Annotated in this window: 10 protein-coding genes; 5 read left to right on the top strand and 5 right to left on the bottom strand. The window is 57.5% G+C overall.

What is annotated here, in order from left to right:
* Nucleotides 1-12: 12 nt before the first annotated feature.
* A complete protein-coding gene (gene macA, locus AO240_RS09820; RefSeq protein ID WP_058411217.1) occupies nt 13-1164 on the top strand; it encodes a macrolide transporter subunit MacA in 1152 nt (383 codons plus the stop codon).
* 2 nt (nt 1165-1166) lie between these two features.
* A complete protein-coding gene (locus AO240_RS09815; RefSeq protein WP_099236375.1) occupies nt 1167-3125 on the top strand; it encodes a MacB family efflux pump subunit in 1959 nt (652 codons plus the stop codon).
* A gap of 58 nt (nt 3126-3183) precedes the next feature.
* On the opposite strand, the gene AO240_RS09810 is transcribed toward AO240_RS09815, so the two are convergent.
* The 4 genes from AO240_RS09810 to AO240_RS09795 form a co-directional block, all read right to left on the bottom strand.
* Complete coding sequence (locus tag AO240_RS09810) at nt 3184-4524, bottom strand: diaminobutyrate--2-oxoglutarate transaminase family protein (RefSeq protein WP_099236374.1); 1341 nt, start codon at nt 4522-4524, stop codon at nt 3184-3186.
* 390 nt (nt 4525-4914) lie between these two features.
* On the bottom strand, nt 4915-5757 hold the full coding sequence (locus AO240_RS09805; protein WP_241679180.1) for a helix-turn-helix transcriptional regulator: 843 nt from the start codon (nt 5755-5757) through the stop codon (nt 4915-4917).
* A gap of 83 nt (nt 5758-5840) precedes the next feature.
* Nucleotides 5841-6470, bottom strand: coding sequence for a LysE family translocator (locus AO240_RS09800; RefSeq protein WP_099236373.1), 630 nt, complete (start codon nt 6468-6470; stop codon nt 5841-5843).
* A complete protein-coding gene (locus AO240_RS09795) occupies nt 6467-7357 on the bottom strand; it encodes a TauD/TfdA family dioxygenase (protein ID WP_058411213.1) in 891 nt (296 codons plus the stop codon). Before AO240_RS09795 ends, AO240_RS09800 begins: the two co-directional genes overlap by 4 nt.
* A gap of 180 nt (nt 7358-7537) precedes the next feature.
* On the opposite strand from AO240_RS09795, the gene AO240_RS09790 reads away from it, so the two are divergent.
* The gene (locus AO240_RS09790) at nt 7538-8488 is read left to right on the top strand and encodes a LysR substrate-binding domain-containing protein (RefSeq protein WP_256585909.1); all 951 of its coding nucleotides are present in this window, start codon (nt 7538-7540) and stop codon (nt 8486-8488) included.
* A 223-nt stretch (nt 8489-8711) separates the two neighbouring features.
* On the top strand, nt 8712-9989 hold the full coding sequence (locus AO240_RS09785) for a serine/threonine transporter (RefSeq protein WP_099236372.1): 1278 nt from the start codon (nt 8712-8714) through the stop codon (nt 9987-9989).
* Between the two features lie 112 nt (nt 9990-10101).
* On the opposite strand, the gene acnB is transcribed toward AO240_RS09785, so the two are convergent.
* On the bottom strand, nt 10102-12711 hold the full coding sequence (gene acnB, locus AO240_RS09780; RefSeq protein WP_099236371.1) for a bifunctional aconitate hydratase 2/2-methylisocitrate dehydratase: 2610 nt from the start codon (nt 12709-12711) through the stop codon (nt 10102-10104).
* Between the two features lie 393 nt (nt 12712-13104).
* On the opposite strand from acnB, the gene AO240_RS09775 reads away from it, so the two are divergent.
* Nucleotides 13105-13575 carry a DUF1289 domain-containing protein gene (locus AO240_RS09775; protein ID WP_099236370.1) on the top strand — a complete coding sequence of 157 codons (471 nt, stop codon included), beginning with the start codon at nt 13105-13107 and terminating at the stop codon, nt 13573-13575.
* The last annotated feature ends 528 nt before the right edge of the window (nt 13576-14103 follow it).

The following is a 14103-nucleotide window of genomic DNA, read 5'->3' as shown; positions in this document are numbered from 1 at the left end:
TAGTGGTCATCTATGGAAAAGCCAAAGTTTCGCAAGATTGTCTGGGGCCTGGGTCTGGTTGTTGTGGCAGGGCTGATTATCTATTCCGTGCAAGCGCCGGCTGAGCCGCCGCAGTACCTGACCGCCAAGGTGGAACGTGGCGAGATTGAAAACTCGGTGCTGGCCACCGGGATTCTGCAAGGGGTCAAGCAGGTTGACGTGGGCGCGCAAGTCTCGGGCCAATTGAAGTCACTGAAGGTCAAGCTCGGCGATAAGGTCAAGAAGGGCCAGTGGCTGGCGGAAATCGACCCGCTGGTGCTGCAGAACACCCTGCGTCAGGCCCAAGTCAGCGAAGAAAACCTGGAGGCGCAGCGCAAGGCCACGTCGGCGCAACTGGCGCAGACCAAATCGGTGTGGGAGCGCTACAGCAAACTGCAATCGGATGCGGCGATTTCCAAGCAGGATTTCGAAACCGCTGAATCCAATTACCTGGTGCAAAACGCCAACCTGGTCGCGTTGGATGCCCAGCTGAAAAATGCACGCATCCAGATCGACACCGCCAAGGTCAACCTCGGCTACACGCGCATTATTGCGCCGATCGATGGCGACGTAGTGGGCATCGTTACCCAGGAAGGCCAGACCGTGATCGCCGAGCAATTGGCACCGGTGCTGCTCAAACTGGCGGACCTGGACACCATGACCGTCAAGGCTCAGGTGTCGGAAGCGGACGTGATCCACATCCAGCCGGGCCAAGAGGTGTACTTCACCATTCTTGGCGAAGCCAACAAGCGTTATTACGCCAAACTGCGCGGCACTGAACCGGCGCCGCAGAACTACCTCGACACGCAGGCGGCGGGTACGCCCAAAACCAACACGGCGGTGTTCTACAACGCCTTGTTCGATGTACCCAACCCGGACCACCGCCTGCGTATTTCGATGACCGCCCAAGTGCGCATCGTGCGCGATACCGCCAAGGATGTGTTGTTGGTGCCGGTGGCCGCACTCGGCAAACGCAATACCGACGGCTCCTACGTGGTGCGTGTGCTCGACGAGACCGGCCACGCGCAGGACCGCAACGTTAAAGTGGGCATCAACAACAACGTCAAGGCGCAGATCAACGACGGCCTGGCTGAAGGTGACAAGGTGGTGATCGGTGATCCGACGCCGGCCGTGGCGGGGATCTGACCATGACCCAAGCACTGTTGGAGCTCAAAGGCATCAGCCGCAGTTTTATCGCGGGCGAAAAGGCCTTTATGGCCCTCAAGGATGTCAACCTGACCATCAACGCCGGGGAAATGGTGGCCATCACCGGCGCGTCGGGGTCCGGCAAGTCGACCCTGATGAACATTCTTGGCTGCCTGGATTACGCCACCGACGGCAGTTACACCATCAGCGGCCGCGAAACCCGCGACTTGGGCGACCAGGAACTGGCAGAGCTGCGCCGTGACCACTTCGGGTTCATCTTCCAGCGCTACCACTTGCTGCCGCACCTGAGCGCCATGCACAACGTCGAGATGCCGGCGATCTACGCAGGCGTGCCCGAGGGCCAGCGCCACAGCCGCGCCAAGGAACTGCTGGCGCGGCTCGGGCTGGCGACGCACTTGGCCAACCGCCCCAGCCAGTTGTCTGGCGGGCAACAGCAACGCGTGAGTATTGCGCGCGCGTTGATGAATGGCGGGCAAGTGATTCTGGCCGATGAACCGACCGGCGCCCTCGACACCGCCAGCGGCAAAGAGGTGATGAATATCCTATTGGAGCTGCACGCGGCCGGCCACACCGTGATCATCGTGACCCACGACCCCAAGGTGGCCGCGAACGCCGAGCGCATTATTGAAATGCGTGACGGTGAGGTGCTCAGTGACCGCGTCAATGAGCGCGTCGGCGTGGAGCTGGCAGCCCCCGACGCCACCGCGACCAAGGCCAAACCCGGTCGCCGCCTGGTGGCGAGCCTGGGGTTGTTCAAGGAAGCGTTTGTGATGGCGTGGGTCGCGTTGATTTCACACCGCATGCGCACGTTGTTGACCATGCTCGGTATTGTCATCGGCATCACCTCAGTGGTGTCGATCGTGGCGATCGGCGAGGGCGCCAAGCGCTACGTGCTGAGTGACATTCAGGCGATTGGCAGTAACACCATCGACATTTACCCCGGCACCGATTTTGGCGACAGCCATGCCTCGGCCATCGAAACGCTGGTGTTGGCGGATGTCACGGCGCTGAGCCAATTGCATTACATCGACAGCGCGACCCCCAACGCCGGGCGCAACCTGTTGCTGCGCTTTGGCAATATCGACGTCGACGCGACGGTCAACGGGGTCAGCGCCAGCTCGTTCCAGGTGCGCGGGATCAAGTTGGCCGAAGGCATCACCTTCAGCCAGGATGACGACACCCGCCAGGCGCAGGTGGTAGTGATCGATCACAACACGCGTAACCGCTTGTTCGGGCCGAACGTTGACGCCCTCGGCCAAATAATCCTGGTGGGTAACTTACCCTGCACGGTGATTGGCGTGGCGGCAGACAACAAAAACATCTTCAACACCAGCAAGGCGTTGAATGTGTGGGTGCCTTACGAAACCGCGGCGGGCCGGCTGTTGGGCCAGCGTTACCTTGACAGCATCACCGTGCGCATCAAGGACGGCCAGCCGAGCAAGGTGGTGGAAGACAACGTGATCAAACTGATGGAGCAACGCCACGGCACCAAGGACTTCTTCACCTACAACCTCGACAGCATTATGCAAACCGTGCAGAAAACCAGCCAGTCGCTGGCCTTGCTGCTGTCGCTGATCGCGTTGATTTCGTTGGTGGTGGGCGGCATCGGCGTGATGAATATCATGCTGGTATCGGTGACCGAACGCACCCGCGAAATTGGTATCCGCATGGCCGTGGGCGCACGTCAGTCAGATATTCGCCAACAGTTTTTGGTGGAGGCGGTGATGGTCTGCCTGATCGGCGGGGTTATCGGTATTTCATTGTCATTCGGTATCGGCTTTGTGTTTTCGCTGCTGATCAAGGAATGGCAGATGGTGTTTTCGCTGGAGTCGATTATTACCGCGTTTGTGTGTTCAAGCCTGATCGGCATTATCTTCGGGTTTGTGCCGGCACGTAATGCGGCGCGGCTGGACCCGATTGAAGCGCTTGCCCGCGACTGAGGCGGCGTAAAAAAGCCCGCCAACCGTGACCGGTGGCGGGCTTTTTTGTAGCGTTGGCTCAGGCCGATTGGCCGACCACGTGCAGGCGGTTTTCAGTTGCCGCGCTGATCGCATCTTCAAAACGTTCAAGTACGCTGCCGACCTCGGCTGCGCTGATGGTCAGCGCGGGCAGGAAGCGCAAGACCGAGCTGTGGCGGCCACCGGTTTCGATAATCAGGCCATTGTCGAAGCAATTGAGCTTGATCGCCCGGGCCAGCGCACCGTCGCCTTGGCCGGGTCGGTCCTCGGCGCCCGGCTTGGTGATCTCGACACCCAGCATCAGGCCGCGCCCACGTACGTCGCCGATCTGCTCATAACGCAGGGCAATGTCGCGCAAACCATTGCTCAATTGTTCGCCGCGCTCGGCAGCGTGCTCAACCAGTTGGTGTTGCTGGATATGCCGCATGGTCGCGCGACCGGCGACCATGGCGATCTGATTACCCCGGAACGTGCCGGCATGCATGCCCGGCCCCCAAGTGTCGAGGTGCTCGGCGTAAACAATCACCGACAGCGGGTAACCGCCGCCAATCGCCTTGGACAGCACCAGAATGTCGGGCGTGATGCCCGCGTGCTCGATGGCAAAGGTGCTGCCGGTACGGCCCAGGCCGGTCTGCACCTCATCAACGATCAGCACAATGCCCAGCTCGCGGGTAATTTCTCGCAGCCCGCGCAGCCATTGGGCCGAGGCCGGAATGCAACCGCCTTCACCTTGCACCACTTCGACGAGCACTGCGGCCGGGCGCGTGACGCCGCCTTCCGGGTCCGACAGCACGGTGCGAATGTAATCAATCGAGAGTTGGTCGGTTTGCTTGCCGTCGGTGCCGAAAGGGCAGCGGAAGCGATAAGGGAAGGGCAGGAAGTGGGTGTTCTGCGTGGTGACGTTATTGATGCTTTTGGGGCCGAGGTTACCCATCGCCGACAACGCGCCGGCCGTCATGCCATGGTAACCGCCATGAAAGGCCATCAGTGTTGAGCGCTTGGTGTAATGCCGGGCGAGCTTTATTGCAGCTTCGACGGCGTCCGAACCACTTGGGCCGCAGAACAGGATTTTGCTCGAGTCGCGCATGTTGGCCGGCAGTTGGGAGAATAGTTCCTGCACAAACGCATGCTTGGCCGGTGTGGCCAGGTCCAGGGCTTGTTGCAGTTGGTCGCTGCCGAGAAAGTCCATTACGGCGGCTTTCACTGCGGGCGGGTTGTGCCCCAGCGCCAGGGTGCCAGCGTTGGCCAGGCAGTCGAGGTATTCCTTGCCCTGGGCATCCTTGACCCACACGCCTTTGCCGCTGACGAACAGCCGTTGGAATGTCGCCGCATAGCTGCGCGCATTCGACTCGATTTTTTTCAGATAACTTAACTCTTCCATATTCATGCACTCATCGGCTGTGGGAAAGAACAGCACTGGATAGTTGATGAAACAAAGCCACGGGAGCGTGTAAACGTATAAATGGCCAGCGTGTTAATTAGCCGGTAGTTAAGCCGCAGGGCCAACGTTTACGCGTGTTTTAGTGTGTAGGAAGGAGGTCTTGATCGCCATGTATTCAGGCGTGGGATGTCCCTGAAATCTATGTCTTTAGCGGGTTTTTTTAACGGCTGATAAATATGACCGCTGCCAGGCCATACGCATGAAAGTTTGAATATAAAGGGCGGGTCAACGATCGCTTAGTGTTGCTGATGCAAAATCAGCCGCAGGGTAATGAGGCATACGCGAGTACGTTCTGCCTCATTGTCAGGTGTAATCGAAACGGGCTTTATTTCAGTGAACGCGGCGATCAGGTTGCGCTGAGGCCGTCATCAGTGAAGGAGTGCCGGGTGCCGCGTGCATCCAGCGAATCAGTGAATGCCGACCACTGATGCCCATTTTGATCACCGCGCGCTTGAGGTAACTCTCGACGGTATTGACCTTCAGCGAAAGCGCTTCAGCCAGCTCGGGTGCAGTGCGCCCCGACAGAAGGCCTGTGCAGATTTGTTTTTCACGCGTGGACAGGTGCAGGCCCGATTGCGCCAGGCGGTCTTCAAAGCGCTGCCTGAGGGTATGGATGTCCCGGTTTTCCGGGACAAGCAGGTCAGCCGGAAGATTTTTATTGATCCGCGTCTGTGGACTTATCGCATTAATGTGTTTCTCTACCAACGGCAGCAGCAGGGACGAGAAATCCTTAAGCATTAGCTGCTCTTGTGCGGAGAAATCGTTCGCCTGTTGTTCGCGATAAACCGAAATAATGTAGCAGTATTCGTCTTTACGCGAGGTCAGGTGCAACTGGGAATTGAACTCTACCGGGCGACGGTCAGGCACATCGGACGAGAAGTCGGTGAGGCGGCGATGAATGGCGCGCTCATCAGCGTCAACGAGCAATGGCGGAGTTTTCATGAAGTTGGACCCGATCAATGAATCCATGCAGGCCGGACTTACCCACTCAACACTGGCATCGTTCGCCCCCTCGGACGACAGCGCGCTGCTCTTTACCCGAAGTTGAGTAATGTGCGTAGCGTCCACGGGCAATTTGGTCAGTATTAAATCGTGCAACAGTCGCGAGAAGTTACGTTTGCCTGTATTGGCGATGACCTTACCGATACGCGGGAACAACGTTTGTGAGTTCATCATTTTCACCGGATGTTTCAGGGTTGAAAGGGGGAACGGTTAGGTGAGTTTGATTGGCACGAGCCACAGATCAGTGCGAACGACTAGTTAAAAATAAGTTGTACGTTTTTCACGGCCAGCAGTTTTTCGGTGCCCATGTAAATCGACAACAGGCCAATCGCAAGCAGAAAAATACCCGGTGCCTTGGTCATGATTTTTTGCACCTCGTTATAGGGCAACAGTTGTCGGGAGACCGCACCGTAGGCCAGTAATATTGAGGCATCGATGACGCCCCAGATCACTGCCAGTATCAGGCCCTGCTGGAGGAAGCTACCGCCGGGTTCGATGAAGCCGGGCAGGAAAGCCAGGAAAAACAGAATGTCTTTGGGGTTCGACAAACCGACTTTAAGGGCTCGCCAGAAAAAGTGCCGTTGACTGTATTGAATGCTTGCAGGTCCGTCGGCCTTACGCAGCAGGGCGGTTATGCCCAACCAGGCCAAGTAGAGGCCGCCGACCAATTGGCCCCAATCCAGCAGAACCGGGCTGACGTCCAGCGCGGTATAGATGAGTGTCAGGGTCATTAGCAGCAATAATTGGGCGGACACCACACCCCCCGTGATGGTGGCTGCAGGCCAGGCATGTTTGGCGTCGGAGATGACCAATGCCACCACCGGACCAGGAGAGGCAATCAGGAAAAATACGGCGAGGGCAAAGGTCAGGTGCAACGAGTTCATCGGCTGGTTACCAGATCAAGTACGCGTTGGTTTTTTCCGAATTTTTGCGCGTAGTGGCGGTAGCCGGTCACAGCGAACGTGCGCTGCATCCAGCGATCATTGCCATCCAGATTGGCCGAAAAGGCACTGCGTGCATGGGCGGTTTTACGGTTGTCGATAATCAGCAGGTCGCCGGCCTTCATGTGCACGGGCTCCGCCACTTGCCAGGCGGCCTTGCGCAACACCTCCAACTTCATTTGCGCGGATTTGCTCCGCGCGACCATGAACTGAGGGTCGAAGCGAAAGAACGGAGCGTCAGGATCACCGTAGAGAACGGTTTGTTTTTGGTTGATGTCAATGCGACAGTTCTTTTCTGTGATGCAATAGTCCGAAAGGAAATTGTATTTTTCTTCGAGGAAATAGCGGATGTCGTCAGGCGTAAGGTGGTCGCGAATACGGTCGATGGAACTGATAAAGGTTGCTGCCTCGGCAGCCGGATCCTGGCGCAGGCACAAGAGCACCAGATAATCAGGTGAAACAGTATGAAATGCGTTTTCGGTGTGCAACTCCAGCTCACAGTCATAGCTGTCTGAGTTAGTGTCTTTGGAGTGTTTTTTTTGCGGAAAAAAGTTGTTGATAATGTCGCCGTTCGACTCTTGTATATAGCCGATCGGATCACCCAGTACAGCCGTTGCTTTAAGAATTGTATGTTCGCTTATTGTGCAATTCTTTTGCAGCGTGGCACGGTCCATGGGCGTGGGTGGAATATCACCAATGGGTAAGTTTTCGAGGTGCAGGTAACCTTTTTTATTACCAAATAACCGAAAATTTAAGAGGGCCGACTGAAGGGTTTCGTCGAGTTTTGTGTGAGTGATGCTGCGGGACAGAATATGATCGAAATCGGGCATTTTAAGGAGTCTGCTATGTGTTAACTAGAGTAAGGGCTGCAGAGGAATAAGCGTCCGATACACAAATTAAGTAGTCGAAATAGGGCTGATCCGCTTTCCGATTTTTATAAGTCTTATTTATGCCGCTAAGTATTTGGCAAATTCGCTGCCTTTAAAAGCAGAAAAAAAGGATGGGTAAGGATGAGTATGAGTCATGATGCTCTAGATCACACGCCACGCCGCCTGCCGCCGCTGTATGCACTGCGTGCTTTTGAGCTGGCGGCACGTTTCAGTTCATTCACATTGGCTGCTGATCATCTTTTTATTACTCAAAGTGCCGTCAGCCGCCACGTGAAAACCCTTGAAGAGCATTTTGGCTGCGCGCTATTCGAACGCAGAGGGCCAAGAATCTATTTGACCCAGGCCGGAAAGTTGTTGGCGCAGGAACTCAAAATCGGTTTTCGATTGATTGAACAAGCCTGCACGACTATCAGCCGCAAGGAGAAAATACTGCGCGTCAAGGCGCCCTCTACCTTGACCATGCGCTGGTTGTTACAGGTACTTGATACGTTCAACACGTTGGACACTGAAGAGCAGGTTCAGTTGTCCAGCGAATGGATGGACGTAGACTTTGTCAACTTCCATATTGAACCGTTCGATTGCGCTGTGCTGTTAGGCAATGGGCGATTTTCCAGCGACCTTGAGTCGATTAAACTGTTTGATGAGTGGCTGATCCCTGTTTGTTCACCCGGCTTGCTCGAACAGCGTAACTTGAGTGCGCAAGATGTGTTCTCCGCCGGGTTGATCCACCCGTCCCGAGACCGGCGTGACTGGCAGTGTTGGTTGGAACGCGTGGGCATGATCGCCGCCGTTTCGTGGCAGAAAGGCAAGATTTTCGACACGTTGGAGCTGGGCATATCAGCCGCCATTCAAGGCCGTGGCGTGTCCATGGGCGACCTGACGCTGGTGGGTGATGAACTGGTGAAGGGCGCGTTGGTGCTGCCCTTTAACAAAGCCGTCAGCACGGGCGACAGCTATTACCTGGTGTGGCCGAAGCGCAGCAACAGCAACGCGACACTGGCCAACTTCAGGCGTTACTTGCTGGAGAGCGTGCCGGTGATCAATCAGCGGGGTCTGGAGTTCTTGAGTTGAACCGCCTCAAAATGCCTTGAAAAACCGCTGGCAGAGGGCGAAAAATCCATAAAAAGCGTGGTTTATAGCTGCCGTTGAGAGGCTGCACCGCAGCACCATTCCTCAGCTAAGTCTTTGCATACTCACGATAATCCCGGACAATCGCGCCCCTGTTACGGTCGGGGCGCTGCCTGTCAGGTTTTTCTGACTCGTCCCGGCTGTGGAAATGCGGAGATCCGACCGGATGAATGATCATGCCAATAGCGTCGACGAACGCTATGCAACGACACCTGCAACCCTCACACGCTGGAGCCGCCAGGACACCACCTGGATGCTCGGTTTGTTCGGCACCGCGATTGGCGCCGGCACTTTGTTTTTACCCATCAACGCGGGCCTGGGAGGCTTCTGGCCGCTGGTGATCCTGGCGCTGCTGGCATTCCCGATGACCTTCTTTGCCCACCGTGGGCTGACCCGTTTCGTACTGTCCGGCCGTGAAGGCTCCGACATTACCGATGTGGTCGAAGAACACTTCGGGCTCACGGCCGGTGCACTGATCACCTTGCTGTACTTTTTCGCGATCTTCCCGATCCTGCTGATCTACAGCGTGGCGCTGACCAACACCGTGGGCAGCTTCATGGAACACCAACTGCACATCATGCCGCCGCCTCGCGCGATCCTGGCGTTTGTGCTGATCCTCGGCCTGCTGGCTGTGGTGCGCTGCGGTGAGCAAGTGATCGTCAAGGCCATGAGCCTGATGGTGTATCCGTTTATTGTCGCGTTGCTGTTTTTGGCGGTGTACCTGATCCCGCACTGGAACGGCGGCATCCTCAGTACCGCAACTGAAGTGCCGGCGCCCTCAGCGTTGCTTAGCACGCTGTGGCTGGCGATTCCGGTGATGGTGTTCTCGTTCAACCACTCGCCGATTATTTCCGCGTTTGCGGTGGACCAGAAGCGCCAGTACGGCGTGCATGCCGATGAGCGCAGTTCGCAAATTCTGTCACGCGCGCACTTACTGATGGTGGTGATGGTGCTGTTCTTCGTGTTCAGCTGCGTGCTGACCCTGTCTCCGGCGCAGTTGGCTGAAGCGAAAGCGCAGAACCTGTCGATCCTGTCGTACCTGGCCAACCATTTTGATAACCCGACCATTGCGTTCGCCGCGCCGTTGATTGCGTTTGTGGCGATTGCCAAGTCGTTCCTCGGCCATTACATCGGCGCCAGTGAAGGTCTTAAAGGGTTGGTGTTGAAGACGGGGCGGCGTCCGGCCGCCAAGGTGCTGGACCGCATGACGGCTGCGTTTATGCTGGTGGTGTGCTGGGCGGTGGCGACGTTGAACCCGAGCATTCTGGGGATGATCGAAACCATGGGCGGTCCGATTATCGCGTCGATTTTGTTCTTGATGCCGATGTACGCGATCCGCAAGGTGCCGGCGATGGCCAAGTACCGTGGGCAGGCGTCGAACGTGTTCGTGACGGCGGTGGGGTTGGTGGCGATTACTGCGCTGGTGTATTCGTTTATTGCTTGAGCCAACGTGAGAGGGGGCTTGCTCCCGATAGCGGTGAATCAGTCACTGAAGTTATTGACTGACCCACTGCAATCGGGAGCAAGCCCCCTCTCATTTGTTACATCAACACAGCTTAGGCTTGAATCACCGGAATGTTGGCGCTTGCTGCGATTTTACGGAACTCGGCGATCTGGTCGAAGTTCAGGTAGCGGTAGACGTCACTGGCCATGGTGTCCAGTTTCGCTGCGTAACCCATGTACTCTTCGACGGTCGGCAGGCGACCCAGCGTGGAGGCGACCGCCGCCAGCTCAGCCGAGGCGAGGTAGACGTTCGCGCCATCACCCAGACGGTTCGGGAAGTTCCGCGTCGACGTCGACACCACGGTCGAGTTCGGCTCTACACGTGCCTGGTTACCCATGCACAGCGAGCAGCCCGGCATTTCCATGCGCGCGCCAGCTTTGCCGTAGATGCCGTAGTAGCCTTCTTCGGTCAGTTGGTGAGCGTCCATCTTGGTCGGCGGCGACAGCCACAGACGCGTTGGCAGCTTGCCCTTGACCTGCTCCAGCAACTTGCCGGCAGCGCGGAAGTGACCGATGTTGGTCATGCACGAGCCGATGAACACTTCGTCGATCTTCTCGCCGGCAACGCTGGACAACAGACGGGCATCGTCCGGGTCGTTCGGTGCGCAGAGGATTGGCTCGTTGATTTCAGCCAGGTCGATCTCGATGATTTCGGCGTATTCCGCGTCGGCATCGGCTTCCATCAGCTCCGGGTTGGCAACCCAGGCTTCCATCGCTTGGGCGCGACGTTCCAGGGTACGTGCATCGCCGTAGCCTTCGCCGATCATCCAGCGCAGCAGGGTGATGTTGGAGTTCAGGTACTCGGTAACGGAGGCTTTCGACAGTTTGATGGTGCAACCGGCAGCCGAACGTTCGGCCGAGGCGTCAGACAGCTCGAACGCTTGTTCCAGCGTCAGGTCGTTCAGGCCTTCGATTTCAAGGATGCGGCCGGAGAAGGCGTTCTTCTTGCCCTTTTTCTCTACGGTCAGCAGGCCAGCCTGAATCGCGTAGTAAGGGATGGCATGCACCAGGTCACGCAGGGTGATGCCAGGTTGCATTTTGCCTTTGAAGCGCACCAGGATCGATTCCGGCATGTCCAGTGGCATGACGCCAGTGGCTGCGGCGAACGCGACCAGACCGGAACCGGCCGGGAACGAGATGCCCATCGGGAAACGGGTGTGCGAGTCACCACCGGTGCCGACGGTGTCCGGCAGCAGCATGCGGTTCAACCAGCTGTGAATGATGCCGTCGCCCGGACGCAGCGATACGCCGCCACGGGTCATGATGAAGTCAGGCAGCGTGTGGTGGGTGGTCACGTCGATCGGCTTTGGATAGGCCGCGGTGTGGCAGAAAGACTGCATCACCAGGTCGGTCGAGAAGCCCAGGCACGCCAGGTCTTTGAGTTCATCACGGGTCATCGGACCGGTGGTGTCCTGCGAGCCCACGGTGGTCATTTTCGGTTCGCAGTAGGTGCCAGGACGAACGCCTTTGCCTTCTTCGAGGCCGCACGCACGGCCAACCATTTTCTGCGCCAGGGTAAAGCCCTTGTCGCTTTCAGCCGGAGCTTCCGGCAGTTTGAACAGGGTCGAAGGTGGCAGGCCCAGCTCGGTACGCGCTTTTTCAGTCAGGCCACGGCCGATGATCAGCGGGATACGGCCGCCAGCGCGGACTTCGTCCAACAGCACCGGGGTCTTCATTTCGAAGGTGGTCAGCACTTCATCGGTGCCGTGCTTGCAGACTTTGCCAGCATGCGGGTACAGGTCGATTACGTCGCCCATGTTCATGTTGGTGACGTCGAATTCGATTGGCAGTGCGCCAGCATCTTCCATGGTGTTGTAGAAGATTGGAGCGATCTTGCTGCCGAAGCAGAAGCCACCGGCGCGCTTGTTCGGCACGTAAGGTACGTCGTCGCCGAAGAACCACAGCACCGAGTTGGTTGCCGACTTGCGCGACGAACCGGTACCGACCACGTCACCGACGTAGGCAATCGGGAAACCCTGGCCGCGCATCTCTTCGATCTGCTTCATCGGGCCAGTTTTGCCTTGCTCGTCCGGCACGATGCCTTCACGGGCCATTTTCAGCATGGCCAGGGCGTGCAGCGGGATGTCCGGGCGCGACCAGGCATCAGGCGCAGGGGAGAGGTCGTCGGTGTTGGTTTCGCCGGTGACCTTGAACACGCGCAGGCTGATCTTGTCGGCCAGGGTTGGGCGGTTCTTGAACCACTCGCCGTCAGCCCAGGACTGGATCACGGCTTTGGCATGCGGGTTGCCGTTCTTGGCTTTTTCGGCCACGTCGTGGAACGCGTCGAACATCAGCAGGGTGTGCTTGAGTTGGGCGGCAGCGACAGGCGCAAGCGTAGCGTCGTCCAGCAGCTCGACCAACGTCACGATGTTGTAGCCGCCTTGCATGGTGCCGAGCAGTTCAACAGCGCGTTTTTTGTCGATCAGGGGGGAAGTGGCTTCGCCCTTGGCCAGGGCAGACAGGAAACCGGCCTTGACGTAGGCAGCTTCGTCAACGCCTGGTGGAATGCGGTTGGTGATCAGGTCAACGAGGAATTCTTCTTCGCCAGCCGGGGGATTTTTCAGCAGCTCGACCAGGCCTGCGGTTTGTTCGGCGTTAAGCGGCTGGGGAACGATACCCAGTGCTGCACGCTCTTCGATATGTTTGCGGTAGGCTTCAAGCACAGTTATTACCCTCATCAGTGGTCCCACGGGACGCTCATCCAGAAATGATCGGCACGCGTGCGCTCGGGGCTTTTTGGGCCGCAAAGCCAGCGCTGCCGGCATTTCTCACAGAAGCTGCTTTCAAAGTTTTACGCCTGCAGAACGGTGCTGATGAGGGTTGGCGCGGGTTTGACCTACCGGGTCATGCCCGCGCCAACACCGTTCTGAAGGAACGACTGTGCTCGTGACGCTTTGAAAACAGCTTCCAGCGGATTATTGGCGCCTTACAAGGCCGGATGATTCTACGGCAAAAAAAATTTAAAGGTAAGTTGCCTAACCAAGTTTGCTGGGTGATCAACCTTAGACAAAGGGCTAACATGGCGCACTGTTTCGCTGATTTGCGTGTCATTGCCCATGTCCAGCCACACCATCAAAACCCCCTGCGTCGGCCTGTGCTCCACGGTTTACGGCGATCTTGTGTGCCGCGGCTGCAAGCGGTTTCACCACGAGGTCATCCAGTGGAATGGTTATAACGAAGAGGAAAAACGCGCGGTCTGGCTCCGGCTTGAGCAATTGTTGGTGCAGGTGATGGCCGGTAAACTGGAAGTCTTCGACCCCAAAACCCTGCGCGGGCAACTGGAGCAACGCAAGATCCGCTTCGTGCCGCACCAGTCCGAGTACTGCTGGGCGTACCAATTGATCGCGCGCGGCGCGCGAGTGATTTCCAATTTGGAAGCCTACGGCATGGTCCTGCTGCCGGAGTTTCGTGACTGGGCATTGCCGGAACTGCGCGACGCCATCGACCGGGAGTTTTTCATCCTCTCCGAAGCGCACTACCAACGCTACATCGCCCCCGGTTTCCTCAGGGATGCGTTCGCCGACTGACCTACCGCCATCGGGAGCAAGCCCCCTCCCACAGTGACCTCCAATGTTTGTGAGGGCGGGGTTTTGTGATTGGGCATTGCCGCCACTGAATCGAGCCGGGTTTCCTGAGGAATGCTTTTACTGCCTGACAACACAGATCAACACTGTGGTAGCAAGCCCCCTCCCACAGTGACCTCCAGTGTTTGGGAGAGCAGGGTTTTGTGACTGGGCATCGCCGCCACTGAATCGAGCCGGGTTTTCTGAGGGATGCTTTTACTGCCTGACAACACAGATCAAAACTGTGGGAGCAAGCCCCCTGCCACAGTGACCTCCAATGTTTGGGAAAGCAGGGTTTGGTGACTGGACATTGCCGCCACTGAATTGAGCCGGGTTTTCTGAGGGATGCTTTTGCTGCCTGACAACACAGATCAAAACTGTGGGAGCGGGCTTGCTCGCGATGGCGGTGCGTCAGCTGCAGATAAATGGGCTGACCCACCGCCATCGGGAGCAAGCCCCCTGCCACAGTGATCTCCAGTGTTTGGGAGGGCG

The organism is Pseudomonas sp. ICMP 460 (assembly GCF_002723595.1).
GTDB classification, from domain to species: Bacteria; Pseudomonadota; Gammaproteobacteria; order Pseudomonadales; family Pseudomonadaceae; genus Aquipseudomonas; species Aquipseudomonas kitaguniensis.
This window is presented reverse-complemented; position numbering and strand designations above follow the sequence as displayed.